Annotated in this window: 15 protein-coding genes; 8 read left to right on the top strand and 7 right to left on the bottom strand. The window is 54.2% G+C overall.

Annotated features, from left to right (window positions below):
• The first annotated feature begins 130 nt into the window (after nucleotides 1-130).
• Both ACQ66Q_RS04840 and ACQ66Q_RS04845 read left to right on the top strand, forming a co-directional pair.
• Entirely contained in the window at nucleotides 131-2,734 is a 2,604-nt protein-coding gene (locus tag ACQ66Q_RS04840; protein ID WP_430455756.1) for an MFS transporter, read from the top strand.
• A 359-nt stretch (nucleotides 2,735-3,093) separates the two neighbouring features.
• A complete protein-coding gene (locus tag ACQ66Q_RS04845) occupies nucleotides 3,094-3,282 on the top strand; it encodes a hypothetical protein (protein WP_430455757.1) in 189 nt (62 codons plus the stop codon).
• A 12-nt stretch (nucleotides 3,283-3,294) separates the two neighbouring features.
• Here ACQ66Q_RS04845 and ACQ66Q_RS04850 read toward each other — a convergent pair whose 3' ends face one another.
• The gene (locus ACQ66Q_RS04850; RefSeq protein WP_430455758.1) at nucleotides 3,295-4,230 is read right to left on the bottom strand and encodes a sodium-dependent bicarbonate transport family permease; all 936 of its coding nucleotides are present in this window, start codon (nucleotides 4,228-4,230) and stop codon (nucleotides 3,295-3,297) included.
• A 92-nt stretch (nucleotides 4,231-4,322) separates the two neighbouring features.
• Here ACQ66Q_RS04850 and ACQ66Q_RS04855 point away from each other — a divergent pair, with 92 nt between their 5' ends.
• From ACQ66Q_RS04855 to ACQ66Q_RS04865, 3 genes are all read left to right on the top strand, one after another.
• Nucleotides 4,323-5,282 (top strand): LysR family transcriptional regulator, encoded by a 960-nt coding sequence (locus tag ACQ66Q_RS04855; protein ID WP_430455759.1) that lies wholly within the window; start codon nucleotides 4,323-4,325, stop codon nucleotides 5,280-5,282.
• A gap of 173 nt (nucleotides 5,283-5,455) precedes the next feature.
• Nucleotides 5,456-6,535, top strand: a complete 1,080-nt coding sequence (gene ltaE, locus ACQ66Q_RS04860; protein ID WP_430455760.1) for a low-specificity L-threonine aldolase — start codon at nucleotides 5,456-5,458, stop codon at nucleotides 6,533-6,535.
• A gap of 39 nt (nucleotides 6,536-6,574) precedes the next feature.
• The gene (locus ACQ66Q_RS04865; RefSeq protein WP_430455761.1) at nucleotides 6,575-8,407 is read left to right on the top strand and encodes an ABC transporter ATP-binding protein; all 1,833 of its coding nucleotides are present in this window, start codon (nucleotides 6,575-6,577) and stop codon (nucleotides 8,405-8,407) included.
• A gap of 73 nt (nucleotides 8,408-8,480) precedes the next feature.
• Here the strand turns inward: ACQ66Q_RS04865 and ACQ66Q_RS04870 are convergent, their stop codons facing one another.
• From ACQ66Q_RS04870 to apbC, 5 genes are all read right to left on the bottom strand, one after another.
• Complete coding sequence (locus ACQ66Q_RS04870; RefSeq protein ID WP_377243131.1) at nucleotides 8,481-9,056, bottom strand: glutathione S-transferase family protein; 576 nt, start codon at nucleotides 9,054-9,056, stop codon at nucleotides 8,481-8,483.
• Between the two features lie 86 nt (nucleotides 9,057-9,142).
• Nucleotides 9,143-10,909, bottom strand: coding sequence for a DUF3300 domain-containing protein (locus ACQ66Q_RS04875; RefSeq protein ID WP_430455762.1), 1,767 nt, complete (start codon nucleotides 10,907-10,909; stop codon nucleotides 9,143-9,145).
• Nucleotides 10,910-11,025: 116 nt separating this feature from the next.
• Entirely contained in the window at nucleotides 11,026-11,916 is an 891-nt protein-coding gene (locus tag ACQ66Q_RS04880) for a DMT family transporter (RefSeq protein ID WP_430455763.1), read from the bottom strand.
• Between the two features lie 224 nt (nucleotides 11,917-12,140).
• Entirely contained in the window at nucleotides 12,141-12,737 is a 597-nt protein-coding gene (gene dcd / locus ACQ66Q_RS04885; RefSeq protein WP_430455764.1) for a dCTP deaminase, read from the bottom strand.
• 1 nt (nucleotide 12,738) lies between these two features.
• Nucleotides 12,739-13,812: an iron-sulfur cluster carrier protein ApbC gene (apbC, locus tag ACQ66Q_RS04890; protein ID WP_430455765.1), complete on the bottom strand. Its 1,074-nt coding sequence runs from the start codon at nucleotides 13,810-13,812 to the stop codon at nucleotides 12,739-12,741.
• Nucleotides 13,813-13,980: 168 nt separating this feature from the next.
• On the opposite strand from apbC, the gene metG reads away from it, so the two are divergent.
• A complete protein-coding gene (gene metG / locus ACQ66Q_RS04895) occupies nucleotides 13,981-16,020 on the top strand; it encodes a methionine--tRNA ligase (RefSeq protein ID WP_430455766.1) in 2,040 nt (679 codons plus the stop codon).
• Between the two features lie 92 nt (nucleotides 16,021-16,112).
• Nucleotides 16,113-17,507, top strand: coding sequence for an MFS transporter (locus ACQ66Q_RS04900; RefSeq protein WP_430455767.1), 1,395 nt, complete (start codon nucleotides 16,113-16,115; stop codon nucleotides 17,505-17,507).
• On the opposite strand, the gene ACQ66Q_RS04905 is transcribed toward ACQ66Q_RS04900, so the two are convergent.
• On the bottom strand, nucleotides 17,504-18,517 hold the full coding sequence (locus ACQ66Q_RS04905; protein ID WP_430455768.1) for an NAD(P)H-quinone oxidoreductase: 1,014 nt from the start codon (nucleotides 18,515-18,517) through the stop codon (nucleotides 17,504-17,506). The two genes, ACQ66Q_RS04900 and ACQ66Q_RS04905, sit on opposite strands and share 4 nt — an antisense overlap.
• 150 nt (nucleotides 18,518-18,667) lie before the next feature.
• Between ACQ66Q_RS04905 and ACQ66Q_RS04910 the strand changes: the two genes are divergently transcribed.
• On the top strand, nucleotides 18,668-19,858 hold the full coding sequence (locus tag ACQ66Q_RS04910; RefSeq protein ID WP_430455769.1) for a class I SAM-dependent rRNA methyltransferase: 1,191 nt from the start codon (nucleotides 18,668-18,670) through the stop codon (nucleotides 19,856-19,858).
• The last annotated feature ends 77 nt before the right edge of the window (nucleotides 19,859-19,935 follow it).

Here is a 19,935-nt window from a genome sequence, read left to right on the forward strand (position 1 = left end):
TCCGGCGGTGATCCTGCTGTAGTCGTTACATTAATCTAAATTCGGTATTAATATCGCCTTTATTATGTATTGGACGCTATTAATTGCAATCTTTACCCTGACACTTCCTGTTTTACACCGGTCACCTCTGATGTCTTATTCTGCACCTGTCAACACCACGGCCACCGAGTTATCTACCTCTGCAGCAGATGACCTGCAACGGATCCAATCTTTAAAATGGGCCATGTTTCTGGCCGGCAGCAGCGTGTTTGCCCTGCTCTATGCCGTGCAACCGATGATGCCGCTGCTTTCAGCAGAATTTGGTTTGTCCGCGGCGGATGCTAGTTGGGTGTTATCGATATCAACGCTGACGCTTGCGTTGTCTTTGTTGCTCAGCAGCCTGCTCAGTGAATTTATTGACCGGCGCCGCTTGATGATTGTAGCGGTCGCAAGTACTGCAATCCTGAGCTTGTTGTGTGCACTGGCGCAAAACTACACGCAATTGCTTTGGCTACGCGCGCTGCTGGGGTTGGCGTTGGGGGGCATGCCAGCGCTGGCGATCACTTATCTCAGCAGTGAAGTACCTGCTGCACGGCTGAGTCAGACCATTGGCTTTTATATTGCGGGAACGGCTTTGGGCGGCATGCTGGGACGGGCATTCGGTGCGCTACTGAGTGACCACTACAGCTGGCGGTTGGCGTTGTTGTGTTTAGGGCTGGCCGGTCTTGCCGCCGCCTGGCAATTTCAGCGCATGTTGCCAAACCCAAAGCCAAAAACGTTGCCAAACACATCGCCGCACACATCACCGCGCGGCACAAAGTTTACGCCGGCCACGCCTGATCTTCAGAGCTTACGGCAGATGATGCGCTCGGTATTCATGCAGATCCGCCAGCCAAAATTACTGGCGCTGTTTGCCATCGCATTTTTACTAACCGGCAGTTATACCGGCCTGTATAACTACATCACTTTCTATCTGCTCGCGCCGCCTTATTTGTTCAGCCAAAGCACTGTCGCCGCCATCACGGTGTTTTACATCTTTGGCATCGGCAGCTCATTGTGGGGCGCGATGTTAACCAAACACCTGCCGCTGCGCACACTGGTCCCCATGGCGTTGACGCTGATGCTAGGGGGCTTGTGCGCCACGCTACACCCGGATGTCCGGATGATCCTCGCGGGTATCGCGCTGTTTACTTTTGGTTTTTTTGCCACCCACACCTTGTGCAGCAACTGGCTGGCCACTTTGGTTCAGGCGCCAACGGCGCTGGTCACTGCGGTATACCTGTGTTGCTATTATCTGGGTGCCAGTACCTTGGGCGCGTTTTCCGGTATCGGCTGGGACTCTGGCGGCTGGCCAGCGCTTGTGCAGCTGCTTGCACTGTTGCTGTGCCTTGCCCTCGCGTTAAGTCTGTGGCTGGCCTGGCAATCACTCCCGCAATCGCCACAACCTCAACAACAAAGGTTACCAGCGGCACCACAACACGAGTCAGATGCTGCAGGTCAATCGGCGCACCGCGCCACCGATGAGGCCTATTGGCAACAACACAGCCTGCTATACCCGCGTGATCAGGCGTTTATTCAGCTGGAAAACGGCTATGTTGGCATGCAGCCGTCTTCTGTCTTACAGGCCTGGCAGCAACATCAGCAGCAGATAAACAGTCAGAGTGCGTTTTATCTGCGTCAGCAATGGCCGCAGGAAGAAGTGGCCATCTATCAGCAACTGGCGGAATTTTGTGGTGTGCTGCCGGAAGAATTGCTACTGACCCGTAACCTTGGTGAGGGGATGCACATTTTGTTGCACGGTTATCCGCTGCAACCGGGCGATGAAGTGATTTGTGCGACGCAGGATTACGATACGGTGCTGGCCAGTCTGCAATGGCTGGCGACAGCGAAACAAGTGCAGATCCGCCCCCTGCAACTGCCGGTGAATGGGACCGATCAGGCGTTGGTCCAGTGTTATGCCGACGCCATCACGCCACGCAGCAAACTAATTGTGCTCAGTCACTTATGTCATCGCCATGGCCAGATCCTGCCGGTGGCGCAAATCAGCCGGATGGCGCGGCGCTATGGCGTTGACGTGCTGGTCGATGCCGCCCACTCGTTCGCTCAGCTCGATTATCAGCTGCCGGCACTGGATGCAGATTTTATCGCGACCAATCTGCATAAATGGTTTGGCGCGCCGCTCGGCACCGGGCTGCTTTTTATTCGCCAATCCCGGTTAGCCCAGATCCGACCGCTGTATGGGCTAGCACACAACGCACCGATGCCAATACCAACCTCGACGTCACCATCGCGGCCAATCCAACGACTGGCCGCCCTGGGCACAGTTGCAGTCCCGGCGCTGCTGAATATCCGCGATGCGCTGACGTTTCAACGCGCAATAGGCCCGGCGCAAAAAGAACAGCGCCTGCGTTATCTGAGCCAGTATTGGTTGGATCAGGCGCGGCAGATCTCCAATCTGCAAGTCATCACCCCTGCCGATCCGGCTCAGTCCTGTGCTATTACAGCGTTCACCCTGGGCGAACATCGCGCCGACGATGTGGTCGCAGCGTTATGGCAACAGGCGCGAATTTTCACCGTCAGCCGCCAGCTTAATCAGTTACAGATAGTGCGGATCACGGTGCAACTATTTACCCAACCGGGCGAACTTGACCAGCTAATTGTTGCACTTCGGCAAATCGCCACAAAAGCAGGCACAAATCAGCCACCATTCAAGCAGCAGCAAAGCGTGAGCCAGCCGGACCACGTAAAACGATGAAGTTCAGTGAACACTAAATTATTAAATCGGATGACACCGCTGTCTTGTAATTAAATACGGACAGCTGCAGGCTAGCGGCGGTTTCAGTATCTTGATCTGACGGAATTTTTCCGGACGGTGTGGGTACGGCAGCGCACAAAACCAAGGCTCAGATGATTCATATTGCAGCATGGCGATAGCAGATTTTTTCGTTACGAACCTTTACACTTTCATCGTTGCGGCCGGAACGGATACCGGACTCAGACGAGGATCAGGCTGTGACTGACATCATTCCTGCTGACTACGCCCTGATCATCTGACTGCAACACAGGTCCGGCATAATGCCGGACTGTCCTGAGACGCTACGCAGAGGTGATGTAATGAAGACTGAACAACTGAGCAGAACCCGTCCCCCAGAACTGTTTCCCACTGCAGGCTACGGCAGTGTGGCGCCCCCCTGGATCAAAGCAGATTTACAACAGACTGCACCAGCCAAAACCAAAGTGCATCAACCGGAGAATGACACCTGGCATTGGCTGAGACGCCAGCTAGGCTGGCATCAGTCCTGAGATCCACTATGGTCACGGATAAAACCAGCTGACCCAGTGCTGATAGACAGGCAAACCAATCAACACGTTGACCGGAAAGGTGATCCCCAACGCAGCCAACATGGCCAGACCAATGTTGGCTGATGGGATCGCCGCTCGGATCGCGGCCGGCGCAGCGATGTACGAAGCACTGGCGGTGAGACCGGCCAGGATCACGGCACTACCTTGCGGTAAGTCCAGTAATAATGCAGTGCCAATCCCGCTCCAGGCCAATAAAAATGGCATCAGTGCGGCGAACATCAACAAACGCCACTGCGCCAGCGGTAACGGCACACAGGCTTTTGCCGTACACAAACCCATTTCTAAGAGAAACAGTGCCAGCATGGTTTTAAAGCCACCGAGTAAGGCTGGCGCAATCGGCTCTAGCCCAACAGGTCCATAGCTATAACCAATCAATACGCCGCCACCTAGCAGCAGTACCCCCCGGCTGGTCAAAGATTCGCGCCAAATCCCGCCGGCACTGCCTTCACCGGTCAGCCGGCGATGTAACCACAACATAATGATGATGGCCGGCAGCTCCAGCAGTACCAGAAATAATGTCGTTTGCGCCGCGACGGGCAATCCGGATCTCTCCACCATCGCCAGCACTAACGCAAAAGTACCGGCACTGACTGAGCCGTAGTGCGCTGCAATACTGACTGCATCATCCGTCCGCAGTTTCACCAGATGACGCAGGATTGGATAACACAGCAGCGGCAAAATAAATCCCAATAATGCGACTGGCAACAAGCCCAGTAACAACTGTCCGGTGACCTGACCATGCAACGCCAGACCGCCTTTTAAGCCAAGCACCAGCATTAACAGGATTGACAAAGTTTCATAAATCGAATGGGGTACCTTCAGATCCGATTTCAACAAACCGGCAATCAGGCCAAAGGCAAAAAACGCAATTACTATATCGGGCATCATTAAATCCTCCAGATCCAGCCGGCGGCTATTGTGCCTGCGCCAAGGATTAAGGAATAATAAATATATTCACATGCCAATATAGATAAACATCTATGAATGTTCGCCATTTGAGTTTTCGTTTGTTGCAGGTGTATCAAGCGGTGGTGCAAACCGGCAGCATTTCCCAGGCTGCGCGCCAGTTGCACCTGACACAACCGACCGTCTCCATCCAGCTGAAAAAACTGACAGATTGGGCTGGCGAACCTTTGCTGGAGAGCCAACATGGCAACCTGGTGCCGAGCCGGGTTGGCGCTGAGCTGTACCGCGCCAGTCAGGATGTACTGGGCCGCTTTGCCGATTTCTCCCAGTTTGTGCAAAGTGCCCGTGCCGGCAATAGCGGCAGTCTGAGCCTCGGCATAGTCACCACCGCCAAATATATCCTGCCACCGCTGTTAGCCGAGTTTTCCCGCCAGTTTCCGCATATTGAACTGATCTTGAACATTGGCAACCGCGCCCAGATCCTGAGCCGCTTTGAACAGCAGCAGGATGATTTGTTCTTATTCAGCCATCCGCCAGCGGGCAATCAGGTGCTGGCCCGGCGTCTTTTGAAAAACCCGCTTCAATTGATTGCGCCACCCGGCCATTGGGCGGTAGATAAGTCCGGACTTGGGATGGCCGATCTGAAAGACGAACGATTCCTGATCCGCGAACCCGGCTCCGCCACCCGAATGATGCTGGAAAGCTGGCTCAGCAGTCAGGGGCTGGTGCTGCAAAAAACCATGCAAATTGAAAGTAACGAAGCGATCCGCTTAAGTGTCGCTTCGGGCCTGGGTCTCGCCGTGTTGTCAGCGCATACACTAAAGGCCGGCACTGAACCCGTCGAACAGTTACATTTGCCGGGCTTACCGCTGGAAAGTCACTGGTATCTGGTGGCGCGGCGTGATCGGCGATTGTCCGCCACTGCCGCACAGTTAATCCGTTTTTTACCGGCGCAGTTGGCACAGCATCTGGACCCTGCCTGGCTAGTCAGTGATTTGGCGCGGTTGCCGGACGATTTTTTGCCTGACAACTGACGCCAGCCCCCTGGCGCCTGGCAAATGACAACTGGCGACAAGCGAAGTGACGGCGACTAAGCAATAAATCCACTGAACTTTGTCGCAGAACCGACCCTGCTTGTCACAATAGGCTGCAGCAACAAGGTGAACCTCGTATGCTGATTGAGAATGACCACCTGAGGATGTACCTGATGCCTGATTTTCGTTCTGATACCGTCACCCAACCCACTGCAGCAATGCGCGCCGCCATGGCCAATGCGCCACTGGGTGATGACGTATTTGGCGATGACCCTTCGGTCAACGCGCTGCAGACGTATGCCGCTGAATTACTCGGTTTTGACGCCGCGCTGTTTGCGCCAAGCGGCACTATGACCAATCTGATCGCGCTGATGAGCCATTGTCAGCGTGGTGACGAAGCGATCGTCGGGCAAAACTGGCACACCTATAAATGGGAAGCCGGCGGCATGGCCGTGCTGGGATCGATTCAGCCACAACCACTGGCCAACCAGCCAGATGGCAGTTTGCTGGCCGCTGACGTCCAGGCCGCGATTAAACCGGACGATCCGCATTTTGCCCGCACCCGTTTGCTGGTGATTGAAAATACCACCGGTGGTCAGGTGCTCGGCCTCGACTACATGGCACAGATGGCGGCTCTCGCCAAATCGAACCAACTGGCCTGCCATATTGATGGTGCGCGGATCTTTAACGCTGCAGTCGCTATTGCCAGCCAGACCCAGGCCGATCCCTACCAGGTTGCCCGTCAGTTGGTCAGTGGTTATGACTCGATTTCCGTGTGTTTGTCCAAAGGGCTTGGCGCGCCGGTCGGTTCGTTGTTATTGGGTAGCCATGACTTCATCGCCCGCGCCCGCCGCGTGCGCAAGATGCTCGGTGGCGGCATGCGGCAGGCCGGTGGGCTGGCAGCGGCCGGTTTGTATGCGTTGCAACATCATGTCCACCGGCTCGCCGATGATCATCAGCATGCGCAGCAATTGGCAAACGGCCTGCAGCAAATCGTTGTTGATACCGGACTGGAAACACAGTTTTCACTGCAAATGCCACAAAGCAATATCATTTTCTGCGATCTGGACGCTGCGCTTGCCGGCCATTTTGTGGCAGAATTAGGCAAACATCAGGTCCGCCTGACCAGCAGCACTTATCAGCAGTCTGGCCAGTCGAAATCCCGCATCCGTTTAGTCACTCATTTGGATATCAGTCCGGCGCAAGTGCAGGCCATGCTGGCGTGTAGCCGCGATATTCTCTGCAATTATTAACGCCCGCCGTGCAGATGGCGGGCCTTGTTGAGGTCTGCCATGCTGCAGTTTTTTGAAAAGTTGACCAATCCCTTTCCGGCGGCGGAACCCACGCAGCCGCCCAAAGGTATCTATGCATTTTGCCGGCATTACAGCAAAGGCATGGAAATTCCACTCGTCGTGATGGCGTTATTAACGGCCCTGCTGGCGATGCTGGAAGTATCGTTGTTTGGTTTTATGGGGCAACTCGTCGACTGGCTGGTGCAAAAAGATCCGGCTACGTTGTGGCAGACCGAACAGGACACGTTGATCCGCATGGGCCTGCTCACTGCAGTCGGTATGCCGCTGCTGGTACTGCTCCACTCTGCGGTGTTGCACCAGACGTTACTCGGCAATTATCCAATGGCGATCCGCTGGCAGGCGCATCGTTATTTACTGAAACAAAGCGTCAGCTTCTACCAAAACGATTTTGCCGGCCGTATCGCAACGAAGGTGATGCAGACCTCGCTGGCTGTGCGCGAAACCGCCACCAAATTACTTGATGTGATGGTTTATGTGCTGGTGTACTTCACCACCATGTTATATCTGGTGTTTGATGCCGACTGGCGGCTGGTATTGCCATTGCTGGTCTGGCTGGGCCTGTATATCTGCCTGCAGGTGTATTTTGTGCCGCGGCTCAAAGATGTTGCCAGCCGCCAGGCGGATGCCCGCTCGGATATGACGGGCCGGATCGTCGACAGTTATACCAACATCAACACCATTAAACTGTTTTCCCACACCAGCCGTGAAGCCGAATATGCCCGCGACAGCATGTCGCGTTTTTTAGATCCGGTGTACGAGCAAATGCGCCTGGTGACCTGGCTGAATTTCAGTGTGCAGGCGCTGAATTATTTATTGGTTTTTTCAGTCGCGACGATGTCGATCTGGTTATGGACGCTGCAGGCTGTCAGTGTTGGTGCTATCGCTATCGCTGTTAGTTTGTCGCTGCGCTTAAACGGCATGTCGCAGTGGATCATGTGGGAAGTCAGCAGCCTGTTTGAAAACATCGGCACTGTGGCCGATGGCATCACCACGCTGGCGCAACCGCAACAAGTGTTGGACAGCCCGAATTCACAACCTTTACAAGTTAGTGGCGGCGCTATTGCGTTTGATAAAGTCTGCTTCCAATACGCCAGTCAGGGCAGAAACGTGCTGCAGCAGCTGGATTTAAATATCAAACCGGGTGAAAAAGTCGGTCTGGTCGGTCGTAGCGGCGCTGGCAAATCAACTTTGGTCAATCTGTTATTGCGTTTCTACGATTTGGAAACTGGCCAGATCCGTATTGATGGCCAGGATATCCGCCAGGTCAGTCAGGACTCGTTACGCGCGCAAATTGCTATGGTGACGCAGGACACATCCTTGCTGCACCGCACGGTGCGGGAAAATATTCTGTACGGCCGGCCCGATGCGTCTGAAGCGCAATTACTGGCTGCAGTAAAAGCCGCCGAGGCCGACCAGTTTATCGCGGAGCTTAGTGATCCACGTGGTAATCAAGGCCTGGATGCACAAGTGGGTGAGCGCGGCGTGAAATTATCCGGCGGTCAGCGCCAGCGAATTGCCATCGCACGGGTGTTGCTGAAAAACGCGCCGATCCTGATTTTGGATGAAGCCACCTCGGCGCTTGATTCCGAAGTGGAAGCAGCCATTCAGCACAGCCTGAATCAGTTAATGGCCGGCAAAACCGTCATTGCCATTGCACACCGGCTGTCGACGATTGCGGCGATGGACCGGCTGATTGTGCTTGATCAGGGCGCGATTGTTGAACAAGGCAGCCATCAGCAGTTGATCGCCCAAGGCGGCATTTATGCCCAGTTATGGGCGCATCAAACCGGTGGTTTTATCGGCCTGGACTAAATCACTGCGGCATTGGCACGAAACCAAATAACAAGGGCTGCAATTGCAGCCCATATTTTATGATCAACGCAGGTTAACCCAGGCGTGGATCTGTCTCGGCAACACCAACTTCCTGTTGGTGGGCAATTTTAAATTGCAGCAAAGCGCCAAACGGCTGCATATCAACCAACTCGCGAAAGCAAATCCAGTCGACCAGGCAATACAAACTCATCGCCAGATAGTCCCACTGGGCAAATTCACCGGCAGCGACCTTGCTGTTCAAAATTTTCAGCGTGGCCTGTACCCGCTCATGCTGCAGGTTAAAAAACAATTTGTTGTCCCGGACATCAAAACCAGAACGTTTACACAGCAACAGTTCGACTAAAGAATCATTGGCTGCATTGATAATGGTCAGCAGATTTTCCTGTGACCAGCTCAGCGGCGTCAGTAAAAACTTTTGGCTGAGAAACCGGTAGATCACACCCGAATCAAACACCACCTGCTCGCCGTCAGCCAACATCGGCACTTTGCGCGTTGGATTTAATGCAATTAAGCGTTCACGATCTGCCGATTCAAAAATATTCAGGCTGATGAATTCATGCGGCCGCTCGGCCAACAATAAGCGCAAACGACGGACAAAAGGTGACGATGTCGAACCATAAAGCTGCATAGTTTCTCCCAAGCAGATTATTTCAAAGCAATAACCAACTGACTCTTGTTAAAGCGACAGGCAGCCCGCAGGCCGCCTGTTCATGACTATTGAATACCAGACTGTTCAATCACCGGCTGACTGACCGGTTCAGGCTGCTGGTACACCGGCTCCGGTTGCTGGTACACCGGCTCCGGTTGCTGATACACCGGTTCAGGCTGCTGGTACACCGGCTCCGGTTGCTGATACACCGGCTCTGGCTGCTGGTACACCGGTTCCGGTTGCTGATATACCGGCTCGGGCTGCTGATACACCGGCTCTGGCTGCTGGTACACCGGTTCCGGTTGCTGATACACCGGCTCCGGTTGCTGATATACCGGCTCCGGTTGTTGCACCGGTTCAGGTTGTTGATACACCGGCTCTGGTTGCTGGAATACAGGTTCTGGCTGTTGGTCCACCGGCTGTGGCTGTTCATACACCGGCTGCGGCTCAGGATCTTGATAAACCGGTTGTTCTGTCACTGGCTGCGGCAGCTGTTCCGGCTGCAACTCTGGTTGTAACTCAGGCTGCGGCAACTGATCTGTTGGCGCAGGCTGTTCACTGATTGGAGCAGGCTCAGTGGGCGCATCGGTCACTGGCATATTTGTCACCGGTTGTTCAAACACCGGCTGGTCATCGATACCATCTTTATTGTTGTCGACCGTTTCGCCAACTGGTTGCACCGGTGCCTGCGTATTGCCTTGATCCGGCGTGACAGTCACGGGCTGTGTCTGTGGATTCAGCTCATTTTCCGGTTGAGCAAACACTTGCTCCCGTTCCTGTTGCTGACGGCGTAAATTGTCTAAATCCGGATCTGGCTGGTTGATGATCTGCTGGTCGCCCGGTAACGCGACATTATTATCCTGACGACGTTCTGCTGCCCAGCGCCGGCGGTCGCCTTGATCTTCATACCGCCAGGCTTCACCACGGCTTTCGCGCACCGGCTCATAGGAGGTGTGATACACCACGCCATGACGGTGCTGCGGGTTATGTTGCCAATGCCGGCGTTCTTCATGCTGGATAATTTCATGATTGCGGTAATAGTGCCGCGGCCGGTAATCGTGATGATGGATCACCACAATTTCATTGCGTGGCCAATAAAACGTTGAAAAATAGAAGTTCGGTGCCACTTGCACACCGGCGCCCCAATAAAACGACGAATGACGGCGATAGCCTGTCGGGTATGGCCAGTGCACCGGCGGATATGAACGCCACCACCAGTCACCATACACCACCCGGGTGTCGTACACCGGTACATAAATCACTTCTGGTCTGGCCGGCTCGATCACTATGACTTTTTCTTTGCGCTCAACGCGTAAGTGTTCCTGATTTTTTAAATTACCGGCGGTATAGGCTTTTTCGCGCAGGTTCTGCACGGTCGCCATCACTTGTTTTTCCTGAATAAGAAAAGCGTCGCCGAGCTTTTGCGTCCACTCCAGTTCGTTATTCATTTTGGTCAGCAGCGGCGGAAAAGCGACCAACGCGCGAACGCTTGGATCCCAGCTTTCATTTTCGGCTGCTTTTAACGCTTGTTCCGACGTCATGCCCGGTTTGCCGGACAACCAGCGGGTGGCTTTGATAATTTCTAACGGGTATGTGGCGGCGATCAGCACATGCGACAGCACAGTGTCTGGATACAACGCGACCGGCGCCAGCATTTGATCCAGCTCGGCCTGAGAGAATAGTTTTTTCGCTTTGGTGGCAGTTGCCGGAGCTGCCGGTTTGCTGAGCTGCGCAGTGGCTTTGGCTGCAGCCTGTTTGTCCGCAGCAAGCGCCGGAAACTGGGTAAATAATGCAACAGTAATGGCAGATAACAACAGTATTCGGCTCGACATCTATAGCTCCTCGCTGCGTGCGCAGCCCGCTTTGCACCTTACTGCGGATTATAACTCCGCAGCATTGCCCCAGTTATAGGGCCGGCATTCTGAACTCTTTCTGAATAACTAATTTTTTACGCTTTTGCGTACATTTGTTGCCATAACTTCGTGACCGAGACGCCGGTGACTAGGGCGGTGCCGGTTAACACCGTCAACGCACCAATCAACGTATGCCAGCCAACCGTTTCGCCTAAAAATAACGCGCCCCAGCTGACACCAAACACCGGAATTAAAAATGTGACGGTTAAGGTCGGTGTAGCGCCGATATCACGCACCAACGCAAAATACAGCAAATAGGCCACGCCGGTACAGAGCACGCCCAACATCAACAATGCCCCGGCTTGCCAGACTGTTGGCGCCGTGACCGGCGGTTGTAACAATGCAACTGGCAACAACCACAACAATGCGCCCCACATACTGCCGTGCGCATTGGCGAACGGCTCGACCGCTTCAGCCCGCCGGGTGTAATGAGTGGCAAGGCCATAACAACAGGCGGCCCCAGCGCCAGCCGCGATAGCCAATCCAGCATCGGGTTGCAGCACGACCGCATCAAACCCGACCAGGATCCCAACACCAGTCACGCCCAGCACCAGACCAAATGCCAGTCTGGCGGACAGCGGCTGGCGGAAAAACAACACGCCAAGCACCGCGCCCCAAATCGGCGCTGTCGCATTAAGCACCGACAATACTGACGCTGTTAGCCAGTGCGCCGCATAAGCAAACAAGAAAAATGGCAAAGCCGAATTAATCAGTCCCAGCAGCAGGAAATGTGGTACTTTGCCGCGCCAAATCAGCCGTTTGCGCCACAATAGCCCGATGATAGCTAAAAACAAAGCGGCAAGCCCGACCCGGCCTGTCATCAGTGCACCCGGACCAAATGCCGGAACCGCCACCCGAATGCATAAAAACGATGCGCCCCAGATTGCGGCGAGGATCAACAGTCGGCCGATATCTGCCAGTTTCATCACGAAGTTCCTTTTGCATCAGGCGTTTTTGGCTATTTATGCAGTATTTTTGCCTGACACTGACCTGATAACGCTGTGCCGCAGCAAAAAAGCTGCAGTCTGATCTTGCATAGACAAGCAAAAATCCAGCATAATTGCCCTGCTTCATTTTTGCTTTATTGCTTCGGCCCATACGTTTTGTATGGGCTTTTTAATTTCTACAGCTTTAGTTCTGCGATGCTGACTCAGGCGTGGCCTGGATCGTCCTGCCCAATCCGGCTGGCATCAGCCCCAGTCTGCGCGCGATACTTGGCGTCTTCGCGTTTGTTGTAAGGCCGGGCAGCTTCCCCAGTCATCAATTCAAAGTTCAACGCGCCAATTTTCATATTGGGACGAAGCGCCAGCGGCAAGCGGCCACTGTTATAAAACTCCAGCACTATATTGCCAGACCAGCCCGGATCAATCCGGTGTGCCGTCACGTGCACCATCAACCCCAGCCGCGCCAGACTTGAACGCCCATCCAGCCAGCCCACGATGTCGGCCGGTAACGTGACCGATTCAAGGGTAATGGCCAGCGCCAGCTCGCCCGGATGCAGAAAAAATGCTTCATCATCGGTCAGCACAATCTCATCGCTCATCACGGAATCTAATGCCTGCTGCACTTCTTCGCGCGGACCAGACAAATCAATAAACGGCGCGGCATAAGCACGAAAGGTGCGAAATTTATGACCGAGCCGGATATCAACACTGACTCCGCTAATCATATCGGCGGCAGGTCTGGGTTCGATCTGGATCCGGCCTTCCGCCAGATATTGTTCGATATCGCGATCACAAAGTCTCATGTTAATCATCCGTCATTATTATTTCGACAGCCTGTTGCGGGCTAAGCCGGGTTTGCCAGTATAAAGTGAAGATCAGTTGCTGTGCCATTTTTTGATAGATTTCAGCGGTTTGATGGTCTTTTTGCAACACAATCGGACTGCCGGCATCGCCGGCTTCGCGAATGGCCGACTGCAAAGGCAACTGCCCGAGCACCGGCACCTGATAACGCTGTGCCAGTTCCAGCCCGCCGGCCGTGCCAAAAATATCGTCTTCGTGACCACATTGCGGACACTGATAAAAACTCATGTTTTCAATCAGTCCCAACAGCGGAATATTGACCTGCCGGAACATCTGGATGCCTTTTTTCGCATCCGCCAGCGCCACATCCTGCGGCGTGGTGACAATCACCGCGCCGGCGACCGGCAATTTCTGCGACATCGTCAGCTGAATGTCACCGGTGCCTGGCGGCATGTCCACGACCAGATAATCCAGCTCCGGCCACAAGGTTTCATTGACTAGCTGCATCAGCGCCTGACTGGCCATCGGGCCACGCCAGACCGTGGCATTTTCCGGGTCGACCAAAAAGCCAATCGATTGCAGATAGATGCCGAATTTTTGCAGTGGATTTAAATGTTTTTCGTCCGGCGAGGTGGCGCGGCTTTGTGCTTCGCCCAACATTAGCGGGATCGACGGACCATAGATGTCGGCATCCAGGAGTCCGACGCGGGCACCTTGTTGCGCCAGCGCAACCGCCAGATTGACCGCTGTCGTCGATTTGCCGACACCGCCTTTGCCGGAAGCCACCAGTACCACTTGCTTGACCGTGCCAAAAGCAGCCGGCAGTTCGTTGCGCCAGCTGACAGTCGCCTGCAACGCCAGCGCCCGCGCATCCAGCTGTTGCTGCAGCTCAGCCTGCAACCATAACGCCGGGAATGGCAACGTCAGGGAAAGCTCAGTTTTGTTTAATGCAATGTCGGCAATTTCAGTCAGTGCCAGCGGTAAAATGGCCGAAAAAGGCTGGCTAAGCAGGCTAGTCAGAGATTCAGGCCAGTCAGCCTGTGGTGTGGTCGTGGTTTTTTTCCAGAATGAAAACACAAGCTGTTCCTTGTATGGGCGACAACCAGATCGCGGCGACTCCATCGGTCACACGAAGATCACACGAATTGCTGCGGACAACTGCGCCGGCAGTGTCGCGCTTTGAGGCTGGCTATTGTATCATGTCCCCCATTGTTTTCATTGCATTCATCGATACAGAGCCGGTTCATGACGACACGTAAAATCTTAATCACCAGCGCCTTACCTTATGCTAACGGCCCTATTCACCTTGGGCATCTGCTCGAATACATTCAAACCGACATCTGGTCGCGTTTTCAGAAAGCGCGTGGTCATCAGTGTTATTACGTCTGTGCCGATGACGCCCACGGCACGCCGATCATGCTCAAAGCGCAGCAACTTGGCCTGACGCCGGAACAAATGATTGCCCAGACCGCGATTGAACATCAGGCTGATTTTGCTGAATTTCTGATCGGTTTTGATAACTATCACAGCACGCACAGCAGCGAAAACCAGGCTTTTGCCAGCGAGATTTATACCAAACTCGACGCCGGTGGTTATATTAAACGCCGCTCAATCAGCCAGCTGTTTGACCCGGAAAAACAAATGTTCCTGCCGGACCGGTTTGTTAAAGGCGATTGCCCGAAATGCGGCGCTTTGGATCAAAACGGCGACAGCTGTGACGTTTGTGGCGCGACTTACAGCCCGACCGAGCTGAAAAATCCGAAATCTGTGGTGTCCGGTGCGACGCCGGTGTTAAAGGATTCTGAGCACTATTTCTTTGATTTACCCGCCTTTGAGCAAATGTTGCAGGACTGGACCCGTGGCGGAGCCCTGCAAAACGAGATGGCCAATAAACTGCAGGAATGGTTTAAAGACGGCCTGCAGCAATGGGACATCAGCCGCGATGCGCCGTATTTTGGCTTTGAGATCCCGGGCGCACCGGGCAAATTTTTCTACGTTTGGTTAGACGCGCCTATTGGCTATCTGGCCAGCTTTAAAAATTACTGCAGTAAAACCGGCGTCGATTTTGACCAGTTCTGGCAGCTGGATTCAGACGCTGAGGTCTACCATTTCATCGGCAAAGACATCATTTATTTCCACAGCCTGTTCTGGCCGGCGATGTTGCATGGCGCCGGTTACCGCAAACCAACCAGTGTATTCGCGCATGGTTTTGTCACCGTCAATGGTGCCAAGATGTCGAAATCCCGCGGTACCTTTATCAAGGCCCGCACCTATCTCGAGCATCTGAACCCGGAGTATCTGCGTTATTATTTCGCCTCGAAACTGACTTCAGGCATCGTCGATCTCGACCTGAATCTCGATGATTTCTCGCAAAAAGTGAATGCCGATCTGGTCGGTAAAGTGGTCAATATCGCCAGCCGTTGCGCCAGCTTTGTGACGAAAAAATTCAACGGTACTTTGTCAGCAACGCTGGCCGAGCCAGAACTTTTCGCCGAATTTATCGCACAGGGTGACAGCATCGCGGCATCGTTTGAAGAACGGGAATATGCCCGCGCCATCCGCGACATTATGGCGCTGGCTGATAAAGCCAATCAGTATATCGACGCCAAAGCGCCGTGGGTGCTTGCCAAAGACGACAGCAAACAACAGGAAACGCTGGATGTCTGCTCAATGGGCATCAACCTGTTCCGCGTGCTGATGCATTATTTAGCACCGGTGCTGCCAAACATGGCGAAAGAAGTGGAAGTCTTCTTAAACAGCGAACTGCGTTGGGACAATTATCAACAGCCGTTGCTGAATCACGCTATCCAGCCGTTTAAGGCGCTGATGCAACGCGTGGATCCGGTTAAAGTTCAGGCGATGGTTGATGCGTCGAAAGACAATCTGCAGCCAGCTGCGGCTCCAGCAGGCGTGAAGCCGGCTGCAAACGCGGCCACGACTGAGATTGAGGCTATTGCGCCGACCATCAATATTGATGACTTTGCGAAGTTGGACCTGCGGATCGCCAAAATCGTCAGTGCGGAACATGTCGAGGGCGCAGATAAACTGCTGCGTCTGCAACTGGATTTAGGCAACGAAACCCGTCAGGTTTTTGCCGGCATCAAAGCCGCTTATCAGCCGGAACAGCTGGTTGGCCGTCTGACGGTAATGGTGGCAAACCTGGCACCGCGCAAAATGAAATTTGGCATGTCCGAAGGCATGGTGATGGCCGCAGGCCCAGGTGGCAGCGAGATCTTCCTGTTAAGCCCTGATGACGGTGCCACCCCAGGGATGCGGGTTAAATAAAACCATGAAAAACCGCAGCTTGGGCTGCGGTTTTGTTTTTATGTCCTAGACCCGCCGGGTCTTGTGCTACGCACTAGAAAAAAGGATGAAGCATGGCGGCGACTATCCGCTCTTTTTCGTCATTGTATGGCGCCACCTTGTTAATGGTGCTGGCTGCTGGTTTGTTGACGACTTATCTCGGCCTGAAGTTGGCATCAATGGACGTCGCCAAAGTCTGGATCGGCGCCATGATGTCCGCCTATTACCTCGGATTGGTGCTGGGATCAAAGATCGGCCATCGTTTGATTGCCCGGGTCGGCCATATCCGTGCTTTTGTCGCCAGTGCCGGTGTCGTAACGGCGTCGGCACTTGGGCATGCGCTGGTTGAACAGCTGGAGATCTGGCTGGTCCTGCGCCTCATTGTCGGCATGTGTATGATGTGTCAGTACATGGTGCTGGAAAGCTGGCTGAACGAGCAGGCCGACACTAAAAACCGCGGCACTATCTTTGCGAGCTACATGATTGTGTCTTATCTGGGACTGGTGCTTGGCCAGGGGGCGATGAGCCTGAACCCGGAACTAACGATTAAACCGCTGTTATTGGTCGCGATCTGTTTTGCGCTCTGTATTGTGCCGTTGGCACTTACCCGGCGGATCCACCCGCAACCACTAAAACCGGCGCCGCTGCAAATCAAAGTGTTCTGGCAAAAAGTACCGCAGTCGCTGACCACCATCGCGATGGCCGGCGTCATTGTTGGCTCATTTTATGGCTTAGCCCCCGCTTTTGCCGCCAGTCAGGGCATGAATACCGAACAAGTCGCAGCTTATATGGCTACGACGGTCATGGCCGGCTTGCTGGCACAGTGGCCGATGGGGAAATTATCTGACCGGGTCCGCCGTAGCCGGCTTATTCGCACCAACAGTGTGATTTTGGGCATTTTGGTGCTGGCGATGGCGCTATTGCCACTTAGCGGCTGGTTGCAGCTGGGTTTCACTTTTGTGTTTGGCGTGTTTGCCTTCACGTTGTACCCGCTCGGCGCCGCGCTGGCCAATCAGAATATTGAGCAACATGAACGGGTGGCGTTATCGGCGACCATCTTGCTGACCTTTGGCCTTGGCGCCAGTATCGGGCCTTTATTGGCATCGGCCTTTATGCAACTGGGTGGCAGCAATATGTTGTATGCCTTTATGGCTGCGGTCGCCGCGCTGTTGTTTGTCCGCTTACAGCAAGTTAATTATCAGCAGAAACAAGCGGAAAAGATCGCGCCAAAAGACTACATGATGGCTGCCGGCGATTTAGTCGGCTCACCGCTGGCCGCCGCGCTGGATCCGCGCGTTGATCAGACCACGGTCGATGCGCAGATGCGCGCTGCACGTTACCCACACACTGACGATGTGCCCGCTCCGGCGGATGAACAAGCACAGTTTGAACTGGACTTGTCGCCACAGGAGCCGGCTGTTGCCACAGCGCCGGCCCCACAGACTGTGCCGGAGAAGCCGGTCGATTAATCGACCGTCAGCACCACTTTCCCCACTAGCTGATTGCCCGCCAACAGCTGGTGGGCATGGTCGGCCTGTTGCCATGGTAGCACTTGAGCGATCACCGGACTGAGTGAAGCGCTTTGTAGTTGCAGGCCGAATTGCTGCATAAAATCAGCGATCAGTGCCGATTTATAATCATCAGTGCGGTTACGCAGCGTCGAGCACAATAACTGACCGCGTTTTTTAAACATCTGGGTTAAATCAAAAGCCGGCACGGTGCGCCCACCGAGCATCGCCAGCACCACAATGCGGCCGTCCAACGCCAGCAGTTGCAGATTTTTCGGCAAATAATCGCCGGCAACCGGGTCGACAACAACATGAAATCCCTGCGGGACTGCATCTTTGAGCACAGTGACAAAATCAGTGGTTTTGTAATTGACCGCCACATCGGCCCCTAACGCCAGACAAGCTGCAGCTTTGTCATCTGAACCAACAGTAACAGCCACAAAAGCACCGGCGGCTTTGGCGAGCGCAATAGCGGCAGTGCCGACACCACTGGCGCCGGCGTGTAGCAGCACCGCCTGGCCGGCAGCTAAACCGCCGAGGCTAAACATCGCCTGATAGGCTGTTAAAAATACCTCAGCAAAACCCGCGGCAGTGGTCACAGGCATTTCAACGGGCCTTTGCAGCAGATGTGCGACCGGCACTCTGACATACTGCGCATAACCACCACCGGGTACCAGCCCAAACACATCAGCGCCCAGCCAGTGCGCATCAGCATGATGATCTTCATCACCAGCAACAGCCACTACAGTCCCCGCCACTTCCAGCCCTAAAATATCGCTGTCACCAGGCGGTGGCGGATAAAATCCGGCGCGCTGCACCAGATCGGCCCGATTCACTCCGGCCGCCGCCACTTTAACCAGCACTTCACCGCTGCGAAGGGCTGGCAATGGCCGGCTGACAAATTGCAACTGGTGCCCGGCGTCAACTTCAATTGCCTGCATCGTCGCCGGCAACTCGGATAAAAACTGCATGGGAATACCTCATTCAGGTGGTTCTGCACCGCACACGCGGTTTTACTTTAGCTTTTTGCCTAAGCGGACTAAAATGACGCCCTTTTCAGCTGTCGGCGCTGATTCTGCCAGAATGCGTCGACCTGCCCGTACACTCACTCAGGACTTTTTATGGCCGCCAGCATCATTTTACAAGCCGATCGGGATAAATCACTCAAACGCCGCCACCCTTGGGTGTTTTCTAAAGCGGTGAAACAAGTGAAAGGCCACGCCAACAGCGGCGAAACTGTGGCGATCCGCAGCGCTGATGGCGCTTTTATCGCCAGCGGTGCCTATTCCCCTGATTCACAGATCCGCGTCCGAGTCTGGTCTTTTGATGAAGCCGAAGCCATCGATGCTGAATTTTTTCTGCGCCGCATCAGCGCTGCCTGGCAAGTACGCCAGCAATTATTCGACCTGGGCCAGACCAACGGTATCCGCGTGGTGGCCGCTGAATCAGACGGCCTGCCTGGCGTTACCATTGACCTGTACCACGATATTTTGGTGCTTCAGCTGTTAAGTGCCGGCGCCGACTACCAGCGCAGCCATATCGTCGCGGCATTACGGCAACTATTCCCCGACCATAGCATTTATGAACGCTCCGATGTCGATGTACGGAAAAAAGAAGGCCTGCCGCCTGTCACTGGTTGGTTGCATGCGCCACGTGACAGCGGCGAAGTCACTATTCTGGAAAATGGCATGCAGATTTTGGTCGACGTGGTGAATGGCCATAAAACCGGATTTTATCTGGACCAGCGTGACAGCCGCGCGGCCGCTGCGCGCTATGCCAAAGACAAAACCGTGCTGAATTGTTTCAGCTACACCGGTACATTTGCCGTCGCAGCCTTAACCGGCGGTGCCAGCCATGTCATCAATGCCGACATGTCGGAACTGGCGCTGCAGACCGCGAAACGCAATGCAGAGCTGAATCAGCTGGATCTGAGTCAACTCGATTTTACCAAAGCCGATGTGTTCAAACTACTGCGTCAGTACAAAGAACAAGGCCGTCAGTTTGATATGGTGATCCTGGACCCACCGAAATTTGCTGAAAGCAAAGCGCAGCTAATGGGCGCCTGCCGTGGTTACAAAGATATCAACCGCGTTGCGATGCAAATCGTCAAACCAGGTGGTTTCCTGCTGACCTTTTCCTGCTCCGGCCTGATGGAAGACAGCCTGTTCCAGAAAATCGTCGCGGATGCCGCGTTAGACGCCGGTCGCGATTGTTTGTTTATTGAGAAACTGAGCCAGGCTAAAGACCATCCGATCGCCAGTTTTTATCCGGAAGGTCATTACCTCAAAGGCTGGGTTTGCCTGATCCGTTAACGTCATCCGCTAACTGGACGCGTATACAAAGCCCTGAACATTCAGGGCTTATTTTTATCTGCGATAAACAGCAGATA

The organism is Rheinheimera sp., assembly GCF_965283995.1.
Classification (GTDB): Bacteria; Pseudomonadota; Gammaproteobacteria; order Enterobacterales; family Alteromonadaceae; genus Pararheinheimera.